The sequence below is a fragment of the Sphingosinicella sp. genome (genome assembly GCF_052388015.1).
Lineage (GTDB): Bacteria > Pseudomonadota > Alphaproteobacteria > Sphingomonadales > Sphingomonadaceae > Allosphingosinicella.
In genome coordinates this window covers 1-20,942 of the sequence record NZ_JBQTIN010000012.1, presented here as the reverse complement: position 1 = coordinate 20,942, position 20,942 = coordinate 1, and the positions used below count along the sequence as shown (strand labels likewise).

Genomic DNA, 20,942 nt, shown 5'->3' with positions numbered 1-20,942 from the left:
CGCATAGGACCCGCCCGCGCCGTAATCATTGGTGACATAGGAGGTCCAGGTGTCGACGCCCTGCTTGTTCGCCACCGTCTCCGAGGCGATTTGGCCGGCGGCGTTGTAGGCGATCTGGCGGTCATGGGCGGCGTCCCAGCCGTTCCGCAGCCAGTCGGTCTGGCGGGTCAGGCGCGCGCCGGCGTCATAGGTGAAGCTCGCCTTGGTCTGCCGGGTGAGGCGAGCGGCGAGTAAACCTGACAAATCCGACAGTCCCGACGCCCGTTTTGCCCGACCGGACCTAGACGGGCGAATGGTCCCAATGTTCGCGGTGGCCATGGCGGCTTTCGAGGCGCGCGATGCGGGTGCCGGAATCACCAAGTGTGCGCGCGGAGCCGCGGGGAGCGCGGAGGGGTCGACGGTGGAATGAGCCGGCGGCGAGCGACTCGCCAAGGCCGTCATGACAGATCGGGGGCGTGTAGGAAAATGGCGAAGCGAGTTTGGGGGTTTAGTAAACTGTCACCGTAACCTGTCACCGTAACCCCGTAACCCCCGTAACCCCGTAACCCACGTAACCCCGACCGTAACCCCTAACCTGTCATCGTGCCCCTATATTAAAGGCTACTTCCACCACCATGTATATATCCAAGCCAAAGCCGCCTTTCCTTCTTCGTTAAGCGTATTCAAGCTCCTAGCAACTTCATCTGCTGCCCATGATCCAGCTCCTGCTAGGTCGTGTCTATTCCAGTCTGGCTTGATATTCTGCAAACGTGTTAATATCACTTTTACTTCCTGCGATAAGTCTCTGCCCTTCTCAGATCCAAAATAATCTAATACTCGCGTCTCGTCTTCTTTCGGGTACGGATCTATTCCCCAACCAACATACAAACCAATAGCTTTGTTTAATTCATCCATCTAGCGTCTCCGCAATAATTTCTCTAGCCTGGTAACAGGGTCAACTGTGATTATCCTATTTACATTTTGATTTCTCTGCAATGTTGGCAGCTCGATGGTCTCCCAAGTATTTCCCGGCCTCATGTCCATGCCAATAACGGCTTGAACGTCGCCGCTCGCTCCGCTGGCATAAACTCGCATTACGGTGTCAGTTTACTAAATACACTTATCTTCGGCTTCGGCCCGCGTTTTTGCGCGGCGAGGGTGCGCCCGGTTCGCGCTTCGAGATCGGCGACCCAGCCGGCGCTGCCGAGCGGCCGCCCGCTCGTCTCCGCGCGCCGCAACGCCCGCCACGCTTCGCCATCGTCGGCGGACGCGCCGAGGAAATCGGCGAAGCGGCCGTAGCGATCGAGCGCGGGAGCGACCCGCGCGAGTTCGTCGTCCTCGCCGGCCAGATGGGCACGCACGCTCGACCACGGCCAATCCTCGGCGCGCGCGACCAGCTTCGCACGCACCGGGTTCAGCGACACGTAGCGCATCGCACAAGCAAGGTGGGCCTCGTCCATCACGACCGCGCCGAAGCGGCCCTGCCACAAATGGCCGGTCCAGCGATGGCGCGCGTTGATGAAGCCGGTGTAGCGCCGGTGCGCATCGGCGAAGGTGCGCCTCAGGCCGTCCTCATCCGCCGGCACGACGATGACATGGACGTGGTTGGGCATCAGGCAATAGCACCAGATCTCCGCCCCGGCCCGGCCCGCGGCTTCCGCGAGCAGGTCGCGGTACAGCGCATAATCGTCGTCGCCGAAGAAGGTCTGCAAACGGCGATTGCCGCGCTGCGTCACATGGTAGGGATAGCCCGGCAGGACGAGACGGGGCAGACGGCTCATGGCGGTGGCGTAACGAATTTCATGTATTTAGGGTCCGGACTCATTAGAGCCACCAGATAACGGTGGCGGCGATGGCGATGGTTGCCATGAAGGTCTTGATGTTGCGGTCGAAGCGCATGGCGACCCTTCGCCAGTCCTTGAGGCGGCAGAACATGCGCTCGATGATGTTGCGCTGCCTGTAGATTGCGGCGTCGCAGTCGAGCTTGACCCGGCGATGCCGCTTGGGCGGGATGACGGGTTTGGTGCCACGCTCGGCGAGCCAGGCTCTCAGATCGTTGCTGTCATAGCCTTTGTCGGCGACGAGTTCGGCAGAGGGCGGCATGGCTTCGATGCAGGCTTTGGCGACCCGCATGTCGTGGACATTGCCGGGGGTTAGCAGGAGGACGTGCGGCCGCCCCCTGTCGTCGCAGACGGCATGGAGCTTGGTGTTTCGGCCGCCACGCGTCTGGCCGATACCATTGGCCAAGGCCCCCCTTTTGCGCCGCCGGCGGTGCGATGGACCTTGATGCAGGAGCTGTCGATGAACAGCCGGTCGGGCGCCTCCCCGGCACCCGCGAGCGCGGCGAAGATGTCCTCCCAGACACCGCGCTCGGCCCAGCGCACGAAGCGATTGTAGAGCGTCTTCTTGGGACCATAGACCCGCGGGCAATCGCCCCAGCGCCCGCCGCTTTGCAGCGCGTGGACGATCCCGCTCAGCACGCGCCGGTCATCGACCCTCGGCTTGCCGCGCGTGCCGGTCGGCAACAACGGCGCGATCCGCGCCCACTGCGCATCCGAAAACCAGAAGAAATCCGCCATCTCCAACGCCTCCTCACCGAACGCGTTGAATCACCCCTTCGCCGCCTTGGGAATCCCGTTTATGGGTCCGGACCCTAGTGAACCGGCGACCGCATAGGCTGAGGGCATGGGGGCAATTCCGTTCCGCCATCTGCGGCTCGTAGCGTTGTTCGCGGTCGCCCTCGTCGCCGCCGCGCCGGTGACCGGCCAGCAACAGCAGCCAGCTCCCGCTTCCTCAGCGCCAACGCCGCGTGCGCTTGCACCGGAGGATTTCGCCGAGCTTCCGTTCCTCGCTGATCCGCAGCTCTCGCCGGACGGCGCGCGCATAGCGGCCCGCATCATCAACGGCAGCCATGAGCGGATCGGCATCTGGCAACTCGCCGCCCCGCGCGAGGCCCCGCCACAAATCGTCGCCATCGACGATGTCGAGTCCTTCGCCTGGGCCGGGGATTCCCGCCTGCTGGTTGAAACGCTGAGCTTCGGCATCAGGGCCAGCGGCAACGCCATCGCCTACGGGCCCAGCCGGACCATCCTCGCCTATGATCTCGCCGAGAACGAGGTGACGCAGCTCAGCCAGTCGCGTGGCCTTTTCTCGGACACGATCTTTATCGATCCCCATGGCCGCTATGCGCTGATCGCCGGCCAACCGACGCTGCAGTCCACGCCCAACGTTGTCCGCGTCGACATCGACACCGGCGCCTCGGTGGAGGTGCAGCGCAGGGTGCCGGGCGTATGGAGTTGGTTCGCCGACTCGAACGGCATCATCCGTGTGGGCATCGATTATGAGACGCGCGGCGCGCGCATCTATTATCGCAACACGCCCGAGGCGCCGCTGCGTCGCGTCGAAACGCGACGCGATCTGCGCGACGACAGCGTTGTCGATACGATCCGCTTCGTCACCAACACGGACCGGGGCGTGATCATCACCAATGCCGCGACCGGGCGCTTCGGCGTCTACGACTATGATTTCGCCACCGACACGCGCGGCGCCGCCATCTTCGAGCACCCGGAGGTCGATGTCACGAGCGCCATGTTCGGGCCGGGCGGCGCGGTCGAGGGCGTCCAGTATCAGGACGATCGGCCGCGCGTGCATTGGCTCGATCCGGACATGGCGGCGCTGCAACGGCAAATCGACCGCACCTTTCCGGAACGAACGAATCTTGTCGTCAACCGCAGCCGCGACCTCAATCGCGTCCTGATTTTCTCGACCGCCGCCAACGACCCCGGAACCTATTATGTTTTTGACCGGGCGGCGCGGCGCATGGAGATGTTTGCAAGCCCCTACACCAACCTTCACGGCCGCGCTTTCGCGCCTGTTCGACCCCTCTCCTACCAGAGTCGCGACGGGGTGCGCATTCCCGGTTATTTGACGCTGCCTCCGGGGGGCGGCGAACGCGGCCTGCCCCTCGTGGTGCTTCCACATGGCGGCCCGTTCATTCGCAGCGGCTGGGATTTCGACACCGAGGTGCAGATGCTCGCGAGCCTCGGCTATGCCGTGCTCCAGCCAAATTTCCGCGGTTCGACCGGTTACGGCCGCGATCACGTCGCACGCGGCTACGGCCAGCTCGGCAGCGGCATGATCGACGACATGGAGGACGGCATCGCCTGGCTGGCCTCGCAGGGAATCGTGGACCCGACACGGGTCTGCATCATGGGTAGCTCCTACGGAGGCTATGCCGCGGTGTGGGCCGCGATGCGCAGCCCGGAACGCTATCGCTGCGCGATCAGCTTCGCTGGGCCGAGCGATTTGCGCGCGATGCTGCGCTACAACGCCAATCCCTTCATTCCGCGTCGTTATGTCCGCGCCTGGCGCCAGCGCATCGAGGGCGAGGAGCGCATCGATCTCAACGCCATCTCACCCTTCCGCCAGCCCGAACGACTTCGCGTGCCGCTGTTGCTCGCACATGGCGCCAATGACTATGTCGTTCCGGCGGCGCAGTCGCAGCAGCTCGCAGAAGCGCTTCGCCGGCACAATGCGCCCGTCGAAACCGTCTATTACCGTAAATCCGGTCACGGCTTCACCGACTCGGTTGAGGCGGCTGATTACTACCGGCGCGTCGCTGCGTTCCTTGCACAACACAATCCCGCGGACGGGGCCGCGCGCCCGACCGGACAGGCTGATCCCGGTGCCGAAAATCCCCGGCCCGCGGCAACGCCGCGCTGACGGCGCGAGGGTTTCCATTATTCCATTCACCCGCTAAGGCGCGGCGGCATTTTTTCAGGCAAGGACACGGATGGCCAAGGAAGAACTTCTCGAGATGCGCGGGCAGGTGGTCGAGTTGCTGCCGAACGCCATGTTCCGCGTGAAGCTGGAGAACGGCCACGAGATTCTGGGCCACACCGCCGGCAAGATGCGCAAGAACCGCATCCGGGTGCTGACCGGCGACGAGGTGCTGGTCGAGTTGACGCCCTATGACCTGACCAAGGGGCGGATCACCTATCGCTTCATGCCCGGCCGCGGCGGGCCCGGCCCGCAATCCTGAGCGACCCGCCCCGCCTGATCCTCGCCTCCGCAAGCCCGCGCCGGCTCGATCTGCTCGCCCGGATCGGGGCGACGCCCGACGCGGTGATCCCGGCCGAGATCGACGAGGCGCCACATCGGGGCGAGCTTCCCCTCCCCTATGCCCGCCGGATCGCGGCGGCGAAGGCGGCGGCGGTGACGGCGCCCGGCGCGCTGGTGCTCGCCGCTGACACCGTGGTCGCGGCCGGCCGCCGCATCCTGCCCAAGACCGAGGACGAGGGTGAAGCCCGCGCCACGCTGGGTCTGCTGTCCGGCCGGCGCCACAAGGTGCACAGCGCCGTCACCCTGATCGACGCTGAAGGCCGCGCGCGCCACCGCTTCGCCACCTCGATCGTCGCCTTCAAGCGACTCTCATCCGAAGAGCTGGACGCCTATCTCGCCAGCGGCGAATGGCGCGGCAAGGCGGGCGCCTATGCGATCCAGGGCCGCGCCGAGGCGCTGGTCCGGATGGTCGCCGGCTCCTGGTCCGGCATCGTCGGCCTGCCCTTGTTCGAGACGCGCGCGCTGCTCCGCGCCGCCGGCTATCCGCTTGGCTGAGTGGCTTTACGAGGAGGGGATCGGCGAGAACCGCGCCGCCCTTGTCGACGACAACCGCATCCTGATCGCCGAGATCGAGCTGCCGTCCGGCAGCCCGCGCGTCGGCGCAGTTGTCCGCGCGCGGCTGGTCGACGCTCGTGCCGGTGCGCTTCTCCTCGACGGCGGCGAGGAGGCCGCGCTGGCCAAGCCCGTCGCCGGTCTCAGCCAGGGCGCGGCGCTGATGGTCGAGATCGTCCGCGAGGCGATGCCCGAGCGCGGCCGGGTCAAGCCGGCGAAGGCGGTGGTCACGGACGCCGACCCACGTGCGGGACCGGACCTGCTGGCGCGGATCGAGGCCAGCGGCTCGCCGGTCCGTCGCCTGCACGCGCACGAGCCCGACCTGCTCGAAGCCGCCGGCTGGTCAGAACTTCTCGAAGAGGCGCGGACCGGCGACATCGTCTTTCCCGACGGAATGCTCCGTCTTTCGGTCACGCCCGCCATGACCTTGTTCGACATCGATGGCGATCCGCCGCTCGGCTCGCTCGCCGTCGCTGCCGCGCGGGCCGTGGCGCAAGCCATCGTCCGCCACGGCATCGGCGGCTCGACCGGCATCGACTTTCCGACTCTCGCGAGCCGTGTCGAGCGCCAGGCCGTGGCCGCCGCGCTCGACGCCGCCTTGCCGCAGCCGTTCGAGCGGACCGCGGTGAACGGCTTCGGCTTCCTGCAGATCGTCCGCCCCCGGCTTCGTCCTTCGCTGCCGGAACTTCTGCTGGCCGACCGCGCCGGCGCGGAAGCCCGCGCCGCGCTGCGCGCCGCCGAGCGCCTTTCGCCGCCTGGCCCGCATCACCATATTCTGTCCGGCCGGGCGCATCGCTGGCTGGCGGCGCGGCCGGAGCTGACGGACGCGCTCGCCCGGCGCAGCGGCCAGCGGCACGAATTCGCGCCCGCACAGGATTGAGGAAGACGATGTCCAGTCCCGACACCTGCCCCATCTGCGGCAAGCCCGCCGACCCGAACCGCAAGCCCTTCTGCTCGCAGGGCTGCCGCGACCGCGACCTGCTCAACTGGCTGGGAGATGGCTATCGCGTGCCCGGCGAGCCGGCCTCGCCCGAGAGGCGGCGGACGGGCTGGACAGCGGCCGCGACCCTTCTCTATAGGCCGCTCTCCTTTCGGCCCCGCCGGAATGCCCAGGTAGCTCAGTTGGTAGAGCACGTGACTGAAAATCACGGTGTCGGTGGTTCGATTCCGCCCCTGGGCACCACTTTCCAACACCTTAAGCGAAAACTTCGCTCGGCGCCGGTTTGGCTAACCCCGCATTAACCATTTTCCTTCACATCCAACCTCGAACCGGGATTCAAGTTCGGGGGGACGCGTGGACGATACCGAAGGCTGCTGCATTGAAAAGGCTTGCGCGCCGCGCCGGGGGGCAGCGCGGCGTGACACCGGTCCCACCCACGCCATTGTCGGCGCCTCGCACCCGATCGCCGCGCTCCGGGCGCTGGTCGCCCAGGTCGCGCCCAGCATGGCCTCCGTCCTCCTCACCGGCCCGTCCGGCAGCGGCAAGGAGGTCGCCGCCCGCGCGATCCACGCCGGCAGCGCCCGCGCCAACGGCCCGTTCGTCGCGGTCAATTGCGGCGCCATCCCCCGCGATCTGCTCGAATCCGCTCTGTTCGGCCATGAGAAAGGCAGCTTCACCGGCGCCCATGCGCAGCATGTCGGCAAGTTCGAGGAGGCCGACGGCGGCACCCTCTTCCTCGACGAGATCGGCGACATGCCTGCCGACATGCAGGTCAAATTGCTGCGCGTGCTCGAGGACAAAGCGGTGCAGCGGATCGGCGGCAAGGGCCAGATCGCGGTCGACGTACGGATCGTCGCCGCCACCCATCGCGACATCGACGCGGCGATCGACGCCGGCGCGTTCCGCGAGGACCTGTTCTACCGCCTCGCCGTCTTCCCGATCGACCTGCCTTCGCTCGCCGAGCGTTCGGGCGACCTGCCGCTGCTGATCGATCATTTCCTCGCCGCCGCGCCGAAGGTCGGCCGGCCGAGCTTCACCGAATGCGCGCTGGCGCGGCTCGCCGAGCATGGCTGGCCGGGCAATGTCCGCGAGCTGCGCAACTTCGTCGAGCGGGCGACGATCCTGTTCGCCGGCCGCACCGTCGGCGCGGACGAGGCCGGAGCGCTGCTGCTGCGCCGCGGCCGGGTCGGCGCCGCCGAGCGGGCCGCGCTCTGGCAGGCAACCGAGGCGCTCGCCGCGCCCGCCGAGCCCATCGCCGAGATCGTGCCGATCCGCCCCGAGATCGATGTCGCCGCCGCGGCCGAGCTCACCCGCGAACGGCCGGTCGCGCTCAGGGGCATGCTGGCCGAGATCGAGCAGCGTTATATCGAAGAGGCGCTGGCGGTGTCCGGCGGGGTGATCGCCGACGCGGCCCGCATGCTTTCGCTCCAGCGCACCACCCTCATCGAGAAGATGCGCAAATACGACGTGCGCGCCGCCTGATACTTAGTCCTTCGGCAGGCCGATCTGGGTCCAGGCGGTCGCGATCTCGCCGATCATCGTGCGAACCTGGCCGACCTTCTCCCCGTCATTTTCCGCCCCCGCCGCGGCCAGCAGCCGCCGCGCCTCGCGATAGATGGTGGCGAGGCTGGCCGCGATCTCGCCACCCTTGTCGAAATCGAGGCTGGTCTCCAGCCCGCTCAGGATTCTGAGCGCGCGCGCCTGGCGCTCGCCGCGCTGGACATAGTCGCCGCGCCGCACCGCGACCGCCATGGCGTCGATCGCCTTGATCAGCTCATCATACATCAGCTGGATGAGCTGATGCGGGGTCGCGCCCTCGATCCGGCTGCCCAGATCGACATTCTTGTAGCGCTGACTGGCGCCGGTAAATTGTCCCAGCGACACGAACATCACTCAAACTCCGTCACTGTTGTTCCGCCATCCGCTCAATTGCGATCGGCGGTCCACATCTTCACCTGCTGCTCGAGATAGGACTGGGTCGCCTTGAAGGCCGACACCTGCCGCTCCATCGCCGTGAAGCTGGCGAGCAGCTGATTGTAATATTTCTCCGAGCGCGTCTCGAGCGCGTCGCGGTCCTTGGCGATCGTCTTGGCCTCGGCGGCCAGCCGGTCGCTCGAACCCGTGAAGGGCCCGTTCGCGGCGCGCAGCGAATCGCGCAGCAGCTGGAGCGCGCCGCCCAAGCCGGCGTCGATCGTGATCGTCGCGCTCGCCACCGCGCCGCCGACGCCGAGGATCAGGCCCCGCGCCGCCGAGCCGGCCGGCGCGACGAGATTGTCGCCCGCGCCGAGCATCGCCAGCCCGTCGATCTCGCCGCTCGCGTCGCCGCCGGACACGCCGGGGACGACATTGGTCACGGTGTATGTGCCGGGCTTCACCTTGCCGACCAGGCTGTTGATCGTCAGCAGCGCGCTGCTGCTGCGCTGGCCGGGGTTGAACAGCGCCTCGACGCCGTCGGGATCGCTCGCCAGCACCGACGCGAGGCGGCTCGAATCCAGCGACAGGCTGCCGTCGCGGTTGGTGCGGACGCCGATCTCGGCCAGCGTGTGCGGGCCGTCGCCCTCGCTGGAGAGGGTCATGGTCGGCAGCCGGGCGAGGCCGGCGCGCATCTCGCGGACGCCGAGATCGCCGCGCAACACGCCTCCCTCGCCGTCGACACCAGCTGCGGTGGCCGAATTCACCATGTTGATCAGCTCGTTATAGGCGGTGACGAAATCGCCCATCGCCTGGGCAATCGCCGCGTCGGGGCGCGAGACACCCATCGCCACCGGAACGCCCGGAGCGCCGCGCCTCAGCTCGATCCGAACGCCCGCGATCAGATCGTCGAAGCTGTTGGTCGCCCGCTCGACCGGCACACCGTCGACGATCAGCGCCGCGTTGCGCGCCTCGAGCGCTTCGGTCATGCCACCGGTCACGCCGGGGCCGAAGGCGAAGCGCTCCAGCCCGGAGCTGGTGCCGACCGGCACCGACAGGGTGAAGACATTGGCCGCGCCGGTCGCGCCCTTGAGCACCAGCCGCGCGCCGGCAATGTCGGTGACGACGCTCGCGGTCACGCCGGCGTCAACATCGTTGATCGCCTTGGCGAGGCCGTCGAGACTGTCGTTCGCGGCGGTGATCGAGACGATGAACGATCCGGTGGCCGTGACCAAAGTGAGATCGCCCTGACCGACCGGATCGGTCCGCGCCGGCAGCGGCACCGACGAGAGGGTCTGCGCCTGCGCCAGGTGCGTCACCTCGATCGACGCCGAGAGACCGCTCAGCCGCGCGCCCGGGATGGCGGTCGCGCTCAGCACGCCCGGATCGGACAGGCTCGGCTGGCTGAACAAAGTGCCGCCGGAGATCAAAGAAGACAGAGCCGAGGCGAAGCCGTCGATGCCCTGGCTGACCAAAGCAAGCTGCGAGACCCTGGCGGCGTTCGCCTCCTCGCGCCTGGCGATCTGCGCCTGCTTGGGCGCCTTGGCCGCGGCGGCGAGATTGTCGACCAGCGACTTGACGTCGAGGCCGGAACCGATGCCGAGCTGATAACCGATGGATGTGCCAGCCATTGGGAAGCGCTCCTTGCGTTGCCATCGAATAACGGCTGCGGCGGGCGTTTTTTTAGCGATTCAGCGCGGAAGAATCAGCTTTTCAGCGCCTTGATCGCACGCGGATCGAGCCGCGCCTGGGCACCCAGCGAATCTTTCGGGTTGGAGCGCATCCGGCCCGCGACCGCCGCGCCGTCCGCGGCGGGCTCGGGTGCCGCCGCCCGGAGCTCGGCCGCGAGCTGCTCAACCCAGGGCTCGACGCACGCGCCGACCCGCTTCGCCAGGATCATCAGCCGCTCGATCTCCTCGAGCGTCAGGCGAAGGCTGTTGCCTCTGTCGATGCGCCGATCCTCGCCCATGCTGGCGATAACGGCCGGAACTGACCCGGGTTAAGCCTCGGGCATGCCGCGCGCGTCGAAGCGCAAGGCCTGCGGCACCTCGACCTCGGGCTGGCCGCCCGCCGCCAGTGCGGCGTCGAGGTTGAAGACGAAGGCGAGCACGCTCGCCACCGCCATGTAGAGATCCTCGCGGATCACCTGGCCCGCGCGCGAGGTGTAATAGAGCGCGCGGGTGAGCTGCGGGTAGGAGAGCATCGGCACCTCATGCTCGCCGGCGAGGTCGCGGATCGCCTCGGCGGTCGCGCCGCGGCCCCTGGCGAGCACGATCGGCGCCGCATCCTCGCCGGGGCGATAGCGCAGCGCGACCGCGAAATGCGTCGGGTTGGTGAGCACGACCGTGGCCTCCACCATCGCCTTGCGCGCGGAATTGCGGGCGGTCTCGCGCTGGCGCTGGCGGAGCGCGGCGCGCAGCTCCGGCGAGCCTTCGGTCTGCTTGTGCTCGTCCTTGGTTTCCTGCTTGGTCATCTTCAGCCGCTGCAGGCGCTGATACATCTGCGCCGGCACATCGATCATCGCGATCGCCGCCAGCGCCACCGCCATCACCAGCACCGCGATGATGAAAGTGTTGCCGAGATTGGCGAGCGCGGGCCGCATCTCCTGCGCCGACAGGCCGATCATCGACCGGGTCTCGCCGAGCAGCAGCCAGGCACCGACCCCGCCGAGGAGAATGACCTTGGCGATCGACTTGCCGAGCTCGATCATCCCCTGCGCGCCGAAAATGCGCTTCACGCCGGCGATCGGATCGATCTTGCTGCCCTTGAAGCCGAACGCCTGCGGCCGGAAGCCGAGCGAGCCGAGCATGGCCGGTGCGCCGACCGCCGCGATGAGGGTCAGCGCGAACAAGGCGATGATCGGCAGGATGACGATGCCGATCAGTCGGAGCGCCGTCGTGGCCGGATCGAAATCGCGCAGGTCCGCCGCGTCGAACGACAAAGCGTCGGTCAACATCGTCTCCATCGTGCCGACGATCATCGGTCCCATGAAGGCGATCCAGGCCGCGCCGACGAGGACGACGAGCGCCGTCCCCAGCTCGCGTGACTGAAGGACGTCACCTTTTCCCGCCGCGTCGCGCCGGCGTTTTTGTGTCGGCGCTTCGGTTTGCTGGTCTTTATCCGGAGTCTCGGCCACGGCTCAGGCTCCGAGCGCGATCCGGCGCGCTTCCTCGAGCCCCATCCGGATCGCCGCGACGATCCCTTCGCCGAGCACCGGCGCGGCGATGGCGAGGAGGACAATGCCGGCCATCAAAGCGGCGGGGAAGCCGACGGCGAACAGGTTGAGCTGCGGCGCCGAGCGCGCTAGCATCGCCATCACGATCTGGACGAGGACGATCGCGAAGGCGACCGGCAGCGCGATCGAGAGGCCCGCGGCGAACAGGACGCCGCCGAACAGGACGAGGCCGTTGATGCTGTCCGCGGCGATCCAGGCCGCCCCCGGCGGCAGCGCGCGATAGCTCTCGACGATCGTCGCGGCGAGCGCGAGATGGCCGCCGATCGACAGGAACAGGAAGGTGGCGAGGATCGACAGGAACTGGCCGAGCACCGGATTGGACTGACCGTTCTGCGGGTCGATCGAGGCGGCGAAGCCGAGGCCCATCGCATTGCCGATCACCTCGCCGGCGAGCAGCGCGCAAGAGAAGCCGATCTGGACCGCGAAGCCGAGCGCGAGGCCGGCCATCACCTCGCTCGCGACCAGCATGAAGCCGGCCATCGACGCGAGCCCTTCGGCGGGCAGCTGAAAAGGCGCGACGCTGAGCGCCGGGATGCCGAGCGCGAGCGCGACGATCAGCCTGAGCTGCACCGGCACGAAATTGGCCCCGAACACCGGCGCGGCGAGGAAGGCGGCGCCGGGGCGGATCATCGCCACCAGCCACAGCCAGAGCGTTGCCTCGACCCCCGCGAAGCCGGCCGGGATCATCGCACGATCTCAGGGATTCGGGCGAAAATCTCCTGGGTGAAATCGACCAGCAGGCCGATGATCGCGCCGCCGAAGATGGCGAGGCAGATCGCGACGACGATCAGCTTCGGCACGAAGGTCAGGGTCTGCTCGTTGATCGAGGTCGCCGCCTGGACCATGCCGAGCAGCAGACCGGCGAGCAAAGCCGGAATCAGGATCGGCGCGCAGGCGAGCGCGAGGATCCACAGCGATTGCTGGGCGACGCCGATGAAATAATCGGGATTGTCGGCGACCATGAGCCGCGCCTCACCCTGTCGCGAAGGAGGCGGCGAGCGATCCCATCGTCAGCGCCCAGCCGTCGACGAGCACGAACAAGAGCAATTTGAACGGCATCGAGACGATCGTCGGCGACAGCATCATCATGCCCAGCGACATCAGGGTCGATGAGACAATGAGGTCGATGATCAGGAAGGGCAGGAATATCAGGAAGCCGATCTGGAACGCCGTTTTCAATTCGCTGGTGACGAAGGCCGGGAGCAGGATCGAGAAGGGCACGTCCTGCGGCCGCGCGAAGGTCGGCGTGCCGGCCATCTCCGCGAACAGGCGCAAATCGCCCTCACGGGTCTGAAGGATCATGAACCGGTGCAGCACCGTGCCGGAGCGCGACACCGCCTCCTCCAGCGTGATCTGGCCGGAGCCGTAAGGCGTGTAGGCGCTCTGGTTGATCTCGGTGACCACCGGCCGCATGACGAACAGGCTGAGGAAGAGCGCGAGGCCGACCAGCACCTGGTTCGGCGGTGTGTTCTGGAGCCCGATCGCCTGCCTGAGGATCGAGAGCACGATGATGATCCGGGTGAAGCTGGTCATCATCAGGAGGATCGACGGCAGCACCGTCAGCAGGCTCATCAGGAGCAGGATCTGCAAGCTCAGGGAGAGCGGCCGGCCGTCGCCGGCGAGCGTCCCCATCGCCCGGTCGAGCGCGCCGGGCTGGCCGCCCGCCGTGGCTGGCCCCGGCGGCGTCGCGGCAGGCGCGGGAGCCGGCGCCGCCTGGGCGGCCGGGGCCTGCGGCTGAGCCTGGGCCTGCGCCACATCGGGCGCGGCGACCAGGATCAGGAAAAGAACGGGTATCGCGGCGATCAAGAGCCGCTTCAGCACATCAGGCATCGGCCGTCGCCTCGGCTCCGGCGGGCGCCGCGCCTTCGGTCAGCAGCTGGACGCCGCCGGTGCGGGTCACCGCGAGCAGCAGCCGCTTGCCGGAAAAATCCACCACCGCGAGCCGTCCGGTCGCGCCGAGCGGGACCGCGTCGACCAAATTGACCAGCCGCTCGCGATTGCCCAGCGCCATGCCCGGCTGGACCTTGCGCCACAGCCAGAGCGCGCCGAACGCCATCGCGCCGACCAGCGGCACGAGGACCAGCAATTTGAGGACATAGGTCGTCATTACTTGCGCCGCTCGGCGCCAGCCACGCCGCCTTCGGCGACGACCTCGACGACCCGGATGCCGAAGCGGCCGTTCACCGTCACCACCTCGCCCTTGGCGATCAGGGTGCCGTTGGCCATGATGTCGAGCAGCTCGTGGCTCTGCCGGTCGAGCTCGACGACGCTGCCTTCGGCCAGCTCCATCAGCTCGGACAGCTTCAGCGCGGTCGAGCCGACCTCGACCGAGAGCCGCACCGGAATATCGGCGATGAGGCCGTAATTGCGGCGCGAGAACGCGGACTCATCCGCCGGCCCCGCCTCCATGATCTCCTGACCTTCCTTCACGATGCCAGTCTCCCTTGTTCGATCCGTTCGATCCGCAATGCCGCGCGCCCGTCATGCTCGCCGACCGCGCCGATCGCGATCCGCCGGCCTTCGACGATGAGCGGCACAAGATGCGGCAAGCTGACCGGGATCACGTCGCCGGTCTGCAGCCGCATCAATTCCGAAAGCTGGAGCTCGGGGCGGGCGAGCACGGTGCGCGCTTCCACGCGAACCTCGCCCAAAGCGGCGTCGAGTCGCGCCTTCCATTCGGCATTCTTCGCGCCGACCTCGTCGGGCATCTTCGCCGCCAGCGCCGCCTCGACCGAGCGCAGCCCGGCGAGCGGATAGAGGAACTCGATCGTCGCGGTCTGGCCGGGCCAGGGCTGGACGGTGAATTGTGAAACGGCGACCGGCTCGTCGGGCTTGGCCAGCGCGACATAGCCGATATTGGTCTCGCGCGCCCTGAGCGCCGGCTTGGCCGGAATGATTTCCGCCCAGGCCTCGGCGAGCGCGCCAATCAGCGCCTCGGCGAACCGGCCGAGCAGGCTTTCCTCGGTCGCGGTGAACTCCTTGCCGCGCTTGGTCGCCGTGATGCCGCTGCCGCCATAGAAGGCGTCGACCATCCGGCTGATGAAATCGGATTCCACCTTCAGGAGGATCGGCCCCTTCATCGGCTTGAAGCTGTAGAGGCTGAGGCTGGTGAACTCAGGTTGCTCGGCCTGCCAGTCGCCGAAATTGCGGATCACGGTCGGCGCGGCGGCGATCTTCGGTTTCGCCCGGGCGAGCGGCTCGATCACGCTGCGCAGCTTGCGCGCCAGCCGCTCGTTCAGCCGGTCGATCGCCGGCAATGTCGGGGTCGGCCGGCCGATCTCGGCGCCGAACGGGAAAGGCCGCGCGGAACCGTTGGTCCCGCCCGGCCCGGCCTCCTGGCCGTCAGCCATAAGGGCAGAGATTTCCTCGCCGGTCAGAGTGGATTTCTTGCTCATTGCGTGACGAAGCTCGTGAAGTAGACCTCGTCTATCCCGCCAAAACCTTCCCGATTGGTTAACACGTTGTTTATCGCGTTTCGCAGGGTTTCCTTAAGCTCTTCCTTGCCCCGCAACGTGGTGATCGCGACCGGGTCCGCCTCCGACAAGGTGGTCAGGATCGCGGAGCGGATCGCCATATCGTGGGCGGTCAGCCGCTCGCCGACGCGCTGGTCGTAAAAGGTCGAAACGCCGATGGCGATCTGGACGAAGGCATCGCCGCCGCGCAGGTTCGAGGTGAAATTGCCCTCGAGCGGAATGTAGGTCGCCTGAAAGACGCGCGGGTCGGGCCGGCCGTTGCGGCCGCGGGCGCGCTGCCGGGCCTCGGCCGCGGCCTCGTCGCTCACCCCTTCGCGCACGACCAGCTGCGGTTGGCTCGGATCCTCGGCCTCCGCTTCATGCCCCCCGCCGTAAACCGCATAATAGCCCCCCGCCGCGCCGCCGCCGATGACGATCAGCGCGAGGAGAAGGAAGAGCAGCTTCTTGCCGCGCTTCTTTTTCTTCTTCGGCTCGGGCGCCGCCTCTTGCGGCACGTCCTCGATGACGATGTCGGTCATGGTCCCTTCCTTCAGGCGTAGCGGTCGGACCGGCCCGGAGCCGGAGCGGATGAGTTGGTGTCGGGCCGGGTGCCGCGAACGATGCGAACCACGTCGTTCGGCTGGGCCTCGGCATTGCGGCGCGGATCGCCGCCTTGCTGGGTCGCGGTGCCGAGATCGACCTCGGTGCCGGCCAGCCGCACGCCCTGGGCGCGCGCTTCGGCGGCGAGGCGCGGCTGGGCGTCGATCAGGAGGTTGCGCGCCGCCTCGGTCTCGACGGTGAGGCGCACGGTCGCGCCGCGCTCCCCTTGCGACAGCTCGACCTGAAGAGTTCCAAGCGTCTGCGGATGCAGCCGGAAGCGCAGCGGCTCGTCGGTCGCGCCGGCGCGGGCGATGTCGCGCGCCAGCCGGTCGAGCCACTGATTGTCATTGGCGAGATCGAGCTGCCGCTCCACGACCAGGTCCGCGACCGCTGGCGCCGCATTCGCCGCCGGAGCGGCGACGGGCGCCGTCGTCTGCGGGGCGGCGGAGATGGTCGATATGGTCGCCGAAACCGGCACGGCCGGCTGAACCGCCGTCTCGATACGCGCGACGACTGGCTCCGGCGCGCGCGGCGTTATGCTCACCGCGGCCGGCTCGGCGGACTTGCTCTGGGGAAGCGCGACGGAGGTTGCGCGGCCGGGCTTCTCGGCCCTTGCGGCCGGCTTGCCGCCGATTTTCTCGACGGCCGCCTTGACCGCCGCATCGACCAATGCGGCGCCGGCCGCATCGTCGCCAGCCGGCGAGATCGCCTGCGTATCCGGAGTGGCCCGGAGCGTCGATGCAGCCTGAAACTGCGCCTTCGCGCCGTTCGGTTGAGCGACCGGCACGGTGTGCATCTGAACTGGCGCGGCCTCGGTCTGAACCGCGGCGGCAACAGGCGTGACCGGCACGACGGCGACCGGGAAGCCGCTCTGCGCCTGGAGTAGCGGGATGATGTCAGCCTGGGCCGCGCCGTCGGGCGCGGTCTCGCCGGGGGCGCTTTCGGCTTCGCCTTCGGGCGGCGCCGCGCGCAAAGTCACCGCTTCGGCCGGGGTCGCGCCCAGTCCGGCGACGATCGCCACCAGCGGCCCGCCGCTCAGCAGCTGCGCAAAGAAATCCAGCGCCGCGCCGTCGGCGTCGGGCGCGCCCGGCACGCCCGGGGTGGGGACCGCCGGAGCGATCGGAAGGTTGGGGACCGAGGCCATCACTCTGGTTCTCCTTGCGCGAAGCGGGGACGGCGGCGGCCGAGCATCCTCAGCCGCCGTTCGGATTGTTCCTCGGCGGCGTAAGCAGCCGCCTGTTCGAGCTTTTCGGCGCCTTCCTGGTCGCGGCGGGCGGCACGCCGCTCGCCCTCGCGGGTCGCGGCCATGGCGCGCGCCGCGCCGAGCGAGGTGCCGAGGCCGAAGCGCGCTTCGTCCAGGCGCATGCCGAGCTCGCCGATCCGGGCGAGCGCCGCGCCGGTCGTCATGCCAGTGGCTGGCTGCAATTCGCTCCGCATCTGGTGGAGCCGGGCGCGATTGCCCTCGATAATCCGGACGCGCTGCGCCGCATCGACGGCGGCGGATGCCGCCACCCCGTGCTGGATGCGCCGCACCCGGACGATCCGCGCGCGCTGCCGGACGAGGGCGCTCATATCGCCATCATTCCGGTGAGATCGGCGACGGAGTCGGCGAAGTTCGCCCGCTCCTCCGGCGCCTGCTTCAGGAATTCCAGGATTTCGGGCCGGCGGACGATCGCGGCGTCGATCAGCGGATCGCTGCCAGCCGAATAGGCGCCCATCAGGATGAGGTCACGATTCTCCTCGAACGCCGACCAGAGCCGGCGGAAGACCGCCGCCGCCTCGGCATGGTCGGGCTCGACGATGTCGGCCATCACCCGCGACAGCGAGCGGCCGACGTCGATCGCCGGAAACACGCCCTGCTCCGAAAGGCCGCGCGACAGGATGATATGGCCATCGACGATCGCCCGCGTCGCATCGACGATCGGATCGTCCGCGTCGTCGCCATCGGCGAGCACCGTGTAGAGCGCGGTGATCGAACCGCCGCTCATCGAATCCGCGCCGGCGCGCTCGACAAGGCGCGGGATGAGGCCGAGCGCGGAGGGCGGATAGCCCTTCACCGTCGGCGGCTCGCCCAGCGACAGGCCGATCTCGCGCTGCGCATGGGCGATGCGGGTCAGGCTGTCGAGCAGCAGCAGCACCTTGAGGCCGCGGGCGCGGAAATCCTCGGCGATCGCGGTCGCCCGCATCGCGGCGCGCAGCCGCAGCAGCGGCGCATGATCGGCGGGGACCGCGACGACGACCGCCTTGCGGCGCACCTCCGGCGGAAGCTTGGTGGCCAGGAAGTCGCTGACCTCGCGGCCGCGCTCGCCGATCAGGCCGACGACGATCACGTCGGCGTCCGCGCCGACCATCATCTGGCCCATCAGCACCGATTTGCCGACGCCGGAGCCGGCGACGATCGCGATCCGCTGGCCTACGCCGGCGGTGAGCAACGCGTTGATCGCCCGCACGCCGGTGTCGAATATCTGCGTCACCCGGCCGCGGTCGAGCGGGTTGCCGCGCCGGCCGGCGAGCGGCCAGCTCTCGGCGGTCGCGATCGGGCCCAGGCCGTCGAGCGGCCGGCCGAGCGCGTCGACAACCCGGCCGAGCAAGGCCGGGCCGACATCGGCCAGGCTGCTCGACGAATCCGGTTCGACCCGCGCGCCAGCGGCATGGGCGGCGTCGCCGTCCAGCGCCATCAGCAGCGAGCGGGAGCCCTTGAAGCCGACCACCTCGGCGCGTGCCGCATGGCCGTCGGCGGCGATGATCCGCGCCCCGGCGCCGATCGGGCGCGAGAAGCCGGTCGCCTCCATCATCAGCCCGTCATAGGCGGCGAGCCGGCCGATACGGCGCGGCCCGCCGGCGATATGCACCGGCGCCAGCATCTGGCGGGCCTGATCCAGAGCCAGGCTCATTTCGCCCCCATCCGGTCGAGAGCAGTGCGCAGGCGCTCGAGCCGGACCGCCGGCCCATCCTCGATCCAGCCATGGCCGGTTTCCAGCACGAGCGCGCCGCGCTCCAGCGCCGGATCGGCGAGCAATTCTATCTCCAGTTCCGCCGTCTCGAGGAGCGCCGCGTCCTCGGGATGGGCGCGGAGCCGCGACGGCTCGGTGTCCTTGCCGATCAGCTCCGCCGCCTCGCTGGCGCGGGCGAGCAGGGTCATGCCGTCGATCTCGACCTCGCCGACGACCTGGCGGACCAGCCGGTCCACCGTCTCGGCGAGCAGCATGGCGAGCGCCCCGGTCGGCTCCGGCTTCAACATCTCGAGCGCGCCGGCGAGCCGGGCGATCGCGTCGCGCTCGGCGGCGATCTCAAGTTCGATCGTCGCCCGTGCGTCGGCATAGCCCTGGGCATAAGCGTCCGCTTCGGCTTCACCCTCGCCGTCCAGATCATTCTCGCCGGCCAGCCCGAAGGCAGCGCTCGGCCGTGGCCGGAACGCGGCTTCGCCCCGCCGCAGCACGAAGCCGCCGAGCGGTGCGATCTCGCTGGGATCGGTCTGGCGCAGCAGCCTAGACATAATCGTCCCCCCGGCCAGCGAGCATCAGGGTGCCGGCGTCGGCGAGGCGGCGGGCGGTGGCGAGCACCTCCTTCTGCGCCTCGTGGACCTCGGCGAGCCGCATCGGGCCGCGCTCGGCCATCTCGTCGCGGATCGAATCCGCGGCGCGGGCCGACATGCAGCCCAGCATCTTCTCGCGCAGACCTTCCTCGGCGCCCTTGAGCGCGACGATGAGCACGTCATTCTCGACGTTGCGGAGCAAGACGCCGAGATTCTTCTCGTCCAGCTCGCCAAGGTCGTCGAAGATGAACATCTCGTCCTCGATCTTCTGGGCGAGCTGCTTGTCGGCCTTGGCGAGGGTGCGGATGATCGGCTTGTCGGTGCCGGGCCGCATATTGTTCATGATCTTCGCCGCCTCACTGGCGCCGCCGCGCGCGGCGGCCGGCGTCGTCGTGACGCGCGCGCCTTCTCGGATCAGGATCTGCTCCAGCTCCTCGAGCGCCTCGGACGTCACGGATTCGAGCTTCGCAACGCGATAGATGATGTCGGGCTGCGCTTCGGCCGGGAGCAATTGCAGCACGTCGGCGGCGATCGGCGGCTCGAGATGGGCGAGCACGAGCGCCGCGATCTGCGGATGTTCGGGCTCGACCAAAGCGGCGATCGTCCGGGCGTCCATCCAGCGCAGGGCATCGAGCGCGCGGCTGCGCGTCGGCGGGGTGATCCGGGCGAGCATGCCCTCGGCCCGCTCGGCGCCCAGCGCATGCTCCATCACCGCGCGGATGCGCGGCGCGGCGCCGAAGCCGATCGTGGTGCGCGCCTTGGTCCGGGTCATGAAGGTGTTGAACACCTGCTCGACCTGGTTCTCCGAGACGTCGGCGACGTTGAACATCGCGCTGCCCAGATGCTGGACCTCATGCGGGTCGAGATGGCTTAGAATCTCGGCCGCCTCGGCGTCGCCGAGCATCATCAACAGGATCGCCGCCGCCTCGCTGCCGCCGGGCCCGGCGCGCGGGGTGACGGAGGGAGGAACGACCGGCTCGATATTCTCCATGACGGTTCAGGCTCCTTGCGCGTCGACGCGGATGAGATCGCGCACCACCAAAGCGGCGCGGGCGGGGTCCTGGCGGACGAAGGTGCGGATGAGCGCGGCGCGCGCCTCATAGTCGCGGGTCGCCTCGATCATCTCGAGGCTCACCTTCATCTCCAGATCGGAACGGGCGCGGTCGGCCAGCACGTTGGCGATCTCGCCGCCGACCGAGTTGCGCGCCTGGCTGCGGTTCTCGGCCCGTTTGGCGAGCGCCGCCGAGCCCTTCTTGAGCAGCGGCCGCCCGACGAAGAACACGAACAAGAGGACGATGACGATCGCACTGCCGTTGCGGACCAAAGGCGAGATCCAGGCGGCCTCGGACCAGGAGGCGGTGGATTCCGGCGCCGCGACGAAATCGCGCGCGTTGATCGCGACCACGTCGCCGCGCGCCTGGTTGAAGCCGATCGCGCCGCGGATGAGCGCCTCGATCTGCTGGATTTCCTGGCGGCTGCGCGGCCGTCCCTCGGTGTTGCGCAGCGCGACGGCCACCGAGACCCGGCTGACCGCGCCGCTCTGCTGGCGGGTGACCGACACTTCCCGGCCGAGCGCGAAGTTGCGGTTGTAATTCTCGCTGCGCCGACCGGCGGCGA

At 68.5% G+C, this 20,942-nt stretch carries 25 protein-coding genes, 1 tRNA gene and 2 pseudogenes; 7 read left to right on the top strand and 21 right to left on the bottom strand.

Features of this window, described 5'->3' with window-relative positions; genetic code table 11:
- From ACT4N3_RS00865 to ACT4N3_RS00850, 4 genes and pseudogenes are all read right to left on the bottom strand, one after another.
- On the bottom strand, positions 1 to 243 hold a 243-nt coding region (locus tag ACT4N3_RS00865), incomplete at its 3' end, for a hypothetical protein (protein WP_444853310.1).
- 357 nt (positions 244 to 600) lie between these two features.
- Positions 601 to 894, bottom strand: a complete 294-nt coding sequence (locus tag ACT4N3_RS00860) for a hypothetical protein (protein ID WP_444853309.1) — start codon at positions 892 to 894, stop codon at positions 601 to 603.
- 179 nt (positions 895 to 1,073) lie between these two features.
- Positions 1,074 to 1,760, bottom strand: coding sequence for a transposase (locus ACT4N3_RS00855; RefSeq protein ID WP_444853308.1), 687 nt, complete (start codon positions 1,758 to 1,760; stop codon positions 1,074 to 1,076).
- A 43-nt stretch (positions 1,761 to 1,803) separates the two neighbouring features.
- A pseudogene (locus tag ACT4N3_RS00850) lies at positions 1,804 to 2,558 on the bottom strand (IS5 family transposase).
- Positions 2,559 to 2,664: 106 nt separating this feature from the next.
- Here ACT4N3_RS00850 and ACT4N3_RS00845 point away from each other — a divergent pair.
- The 7 genes and pseudogenes from ACT4N3_RS00845 to ACT4N3_RS00815 all read left to right on the top strand — a co-directional run bounded on the left by ACT4N3_RS00845 (position 2,665) and on the right by ACT4N3_RS00815 (position 8,074).
- Positions 2,665 to 4,701, top strand: a complete 2,037-nt coding sequence (locus tag ACT4N3_RS00845) for an alpha/beta hydrolase family protein (protein WP_444853307.1) — start codon at positions 2,665 to 2,667, stop codon at positions 4,699 to 4,701.
- A 70-nt stretch (positions 4,702 to 4,771) separates the two neighbouring features.
- Positions 4,772 to 5,020: a translation initiation factor IF-1 gene (gene infA / locus ACT4N3_RS00840; RefSeq protein WP_444853306.1), complete on the top strand. Its 249-nt coding sequence runs from the start codon at positions 4,772 to 4,774 to the stop codon at positions 5,018 to 5,020.
- Positions 5,017 to 5,595, top strand: a complete 579-nt coding sequence (locus ACT4N3_RS00835; RefSeq protein WP_444853313.1) for a Maf family protein — start codon at positions 5,017 to 5,019, stop codon at positions 5,593 to 5,595. The genes infA and ACT4N3_RS00835 overlap by 4 nt, the downstream gene beginning before the upstream one ends.
- On the top strand, positions 5,588 to 6,532 hold the full coding sequence (locus ACT4N3_RS00830; protein ID WP_444853305.1) for a ribonuclease: 945 nt from the start codon (positions 5,588 to 5,590) through the stop codon (positions 6,530 to 6,532). The genes ACT4N3_RS00835 and ACT4N3_RS00830 overlap by 8 nt, the downstream gene beginning before the upstream one ends.
- Positions 6,533 to 6,540: 8 nt before the next feature.
- Positions 6,541 to 6,675: pseudogene (locus ACT4N3_RS00825) on the top strand (DNA gyrase inhibitor YacG); the annotation flags it as partial.
- 84 nt (positions 6,676 to 6,759) lie between these two features.
- Positions 6,760 to 6,835: transfer RNA gene (locus ACT4N3_RS00820), tRNA-Phe, on the top strand.
- A gap of 111 nt (positions 6,836 to 6,946) precedes the next feature.
- The gene (locus tag ACT4N3_RS00815; protein WP_444853304.1) at positions 6,947 to 8,074 is read left to right on the top strand and encodes a sigma-54 interaction domain-containing protein; all 1,128 of its coding nucleotides are present in this window, start codon (positions 6,947 to 6,949) and stop codon (positions 8,072 to 8,074) included.
- Between the two features lie 3 nt (positions 8,075 to 8,077).
- Here the strand turns inward: ACT4N3_RS00815 and fliS are convergent, their stop codons facing one another.
- The 17 genes from fliS to ACT4N3_RS00730 form a co-directional block, all read right to left on the bottom strand.
- Entirely contained in the window at positions 8,078 to 8,482 is a 405-nt protein-coding gene (gene fliS / locus ACT4N3_RS00810; protein WP_444853303.1) for a flagellar export chaperone FliS, read from the bottom strand.
- 35 nt (positions 8,483 to 8,517) lie between these two features.
- On the bottom strand, positions 8,518 to 10,134 hold the full coding sequence (gene fliD / locus ACT4N3_RS00805) for a flagellar filament capping protein FliD (protein WP_444853302.1): 1,617 nt from the start codon (positions 10,132 to 10,134) through the stop codon (positions 8,518 to 8,520).
- A 74-nt stretch (positions 10,135 to 10,208) separates the two neighbouring features.
- Complete coding sequence (locus ACT4N3_RS00800) at positions 10,209 to 10,472, bottom strand: hypothetical protein (protein WP_444853301.1); 264 nt, start codon at positions 10,470 to 10,472, stop codon at positions 10,209 to 10,211.
- A 30-nt stretch (positions 10,473 to 10,502) separates the two neighbouring features.
- Positions 10,503 to 11,639 carry a flagellar type III secretion system protein FlhB gene (gene flhB, locus ACT4N3_RS00795; protein WP_444853300.1) on the bottom strand — a complete coding sequence of 379 codons (1,137 nt, stop codon included), beginning with the start codon at positions 11,637 to 11,639 and terminating at the stop codon, positions 10,503 to 10,505.
- 3 nt (positions 11,640 to 11,642) lie between these two features.
- Positions 11,643 to 12,425: a flagellar biosynthetic protein FliR gene (gene fliR, locus ACT4N3_RS00790; RefSeq protein WP_444853299.1), complete on the bottom strand. Its 783-nt coding sequence runs from the start codon at positions 12,423 to 12,425 to the stop codon at positions 11,643 to 11,645.
- Positions 12,422 to 12,700: a flagellar biosynthesis protein FliQ gene (fliQ, locus tag ACT4N3_RS00785; protein ID WP_444853298.1), complete on the bottom strand. Its 279-nt coding sequence runs from the start codon at positions 12,698 to 12,700 to the stop codon at positions 12,422 to 12,424. The genes fliR and fliQ overlap by 4 nt, the downstream gene beginning before the upstream one ends.
- A gap of 10 nt (positions 12,701 to 12,710) precedes the next feature.
- A complete protein-coding gene (gene fliP / locus ACT4N3_RS00780) occupies positions 12,711 to 13,568 on the bottom strand; it encodes a flagellar type III secretion system pore protein FliP (RefSeq protein ID WP_444853297.1) in 858 nt (285 codons plus the stop codon).
- Positions 13,561 to 13,845 carry a flagellar biosynthetic protein FliO gene (locus ACT4N3_RS00775; protein ID WP_444853296.1) on the bottom strand — a complete coding sequence of 95 codons (285 nt, stop codon included), beginning with the start codon at positions 13,843 to 13,845 and terminating at the stop codon, positions 13,561 to 13,563. Before ACT4N3_RS00775 ends, fliP begins: the two co-directional genes overlap by 8 nt.
- On the bottom strand, positions 13,845 to 14,147 hold the full coding sequence (gene fliN, locus ACT4N3_RS00770; RefSeq protein ID WP_444853312.1) for a flagellar motor switch protein FliN: 303 nt from the start codon (positions 14,145 to 14,147) through the stop codon (positions 13,845 to 13,847). Before fliN ends, ACT4N3_RS00775 begins: the two co-directional genes overlap by 1 nt.
- 17 nt (positions 14,148 to 14,164) lie before the next feature.
- On the bottom strand, positions 14,165 to 15,088 hold the full coding sequence (locus ACT4N3_RS00765; protein WP_444853295.1) for a flagellar motor switch protein FliM: 924 nt from the start codon (positions 15,086 to 15,088) through the stop codon (positions 14,165 to 14,167).
- 41 nt (positions 15,089 to 15,129) lie between these two features.
- Positions 15,130 to 15,729 (bottom strand): flagellar basal body-associated FliL family protein, encoded by a 600-nt coding sequence (locus tag ACT4N3_RS00760; protein WP_444853294.1) that lies wholly within the window; start codon positions 15,727 to 15,729, stop codon positions 15,130 to 15,132.
- An 11-nt stretch (positions 15,730 to 15,740) separates the two neighbouring features.
- Entirely contained in the window at positions 15,741 to 16,934 is a 1,194-nt protein-coding gene (locus tag ACT4N3_RS00755; protein WP_444853311.1) for a flagellar hook-length control protein FliK, read from the bottom strand.
- Positions 16,934 to 17,362 carry a hypothetical protein gene (locus tag ACT4N3_RS00750; protein WP_444853293.1) on the bottom strand — a complete coding sequence of 143 codons (429 nt, stop codon included), beginning with the start codon at positions 17,360 to 17,362 and terminating at the stop codon, positions 16,934 to 16,936. The genes ACT4N3_RS00755 and ACT4N3_RS00750 overlap by 1 nt, the downstream gene beginning before the upstream one ends.
- Positions 17,359 to 18,684 carry a FliI/YscN family ATPase gene (locus ACT4N3_RS00745; RefSeq protein WP_444853292.1) on the bottom strand — a complete coding sequence of 442 codons (1,326 nt, stop codon included), beginning with the start codon at positions 18,682 to 18,684 and terminating at the stop codon, positions 17,359 to 17,361. Before ACT4N3_RS00745 ends, ACT4N3_RS00750 begins: the two co-directional genes overlap by 4 nt.
- Positions 18,681 to 19,286, bottom strand: coding sequence for a FliH/SctL family protein (locus ACT4N3_RS00740; RefSeq protein WP_444853291.1), 606 nt, complete (start codon positions 19,284 to 19,286; stop codon positions 18,681 to 18,683). Before ACT4N3_RS00740 ends, ACT4N3_RS00745 begins: the two co-directional genes overlap by 4 nt.
- Positions 19,279 to 20,316 carry a flagellar motor switch protein FliG gene (gene fliG / locus ACT4N3_RS00735; RefSeq protein WP_444853290.1) on the bottom strand — a complete coding sequence of 346 codons (1,038 nt, stop codon included), beginning with the start codon at positions 20,314 to 20,316 and terminating at the stop codon, positions 19,279 to 19,281. Before fliG ends, ACT4N3_RS00740 begins: the two co-directional genes overlap by 8 nt.
- 6 nt (positions 20,317 to 20,322) lie before the next feature.
- A partial coding sequence (locus ACT4N3_RS00730) for a flagellar M-ring protein FliF C-terminal domain-containing protein (RefSeq protein ID WP_444853289.1) occupies positions 20,323 to 20,942 on the bottom strand: 620 nt, incomplete at its 5' end.